We start from the raw sequence: 724 nt of genomic DNA on the forward strand, positions 1-724 counted from the left end.
GTCCGGTAGCGCCGGCCGTTGGCCGGCCCGCAGAAATGCCGGAAGCACCACAGCGTTGCAGGTATCATGGTCCTTTCGTAAACGGGTTTGAACACATGGCCGACAACGGCGCGGAAGGCGAACGACTGATCTGGATCGACCTGGAAATGACCGGTCTGGATACCGACAACGACTCGATCATCGAGATCGCCACGGTGGTGACCGACGCGCAGTTGAACGTGTTGGCTGAGGGCCCGGAATTCGCCATCCACCACCCGGTGGAGCGACTGGAGGCCATGGACGAATGGAACCGCAACCAGCACCGGCGCTCCGGGCTGTGGCAGCGCGTGGTGGAGAGCCAGGTCACCCTGGGCCAGGCCGAAGCCGCGACCGTGAACTTCCTGGCCCAGTGGATCCGCGCCGGTGCCTCGCCGATGTGCGGCAATTCGATCTGCCAGGACCGCCGCTTCCTGCACCGTGAAATGCCGCGGCTGGAGAAGTACTTCCACTACCGCAACCTGGACGTGTCCACCGTGAAGGAACTGGCCAAGCGCTGGGCTCCCACGGTGGCCGCTGGCGTGGGCAAGACCTCCAGCCATACCGCACTGAGCGACGTGCACGACTCGATCGCCGAGCTGCGTCACTACCGGCAGTTCATGGGCGCGTTGTCGGGTTTGCCGGCCTGAGAATGCCGGGGTGACTCCGGTAGCGCCGGCCGTTGGCCGGCCCTCGATACCGCCTGGGC

Annotated in this window: 1 protein-coding gene; it reads left to right on the plus strand. The window is 65.5% G+C overall.

Features of this window, described 5'->3' with window-relative positions; all coding sequences use genetic code 11:
- Positions 1 to 95 precede the first annotated feature (95 nt).
- Entirely contained in the window at positions 96 to 665 is a 570-nt protein-coding gene (orn, locus tag QMX83_RS21550; RefSeq protein WP_282298664.1) for an oligoribonuclease, read from the plus strand.
- The last annotated feature ends 59 nt before the right edge of the window (positions 666 to 724 follow it).

Source organism: Stenotrophomonas sp. PS02289 (assembly GCF_029960115.1).
Classification (GTDB): domain Bacteria; phylum Pseudomonadota; class Gammaproteobacteria; order Xanthomonadales; family Xanthomonadaceae; genus Stenotrophomonas.

What these genes read in the sequence shown, in the direction of transcription:
- orn (WP_282298664.1), top strand. Translation starts at nt 96, where the DNA reads ATGGCCGACAACGGCGCGGAAGGCGAACGACTGATCTGGATCGACCTG.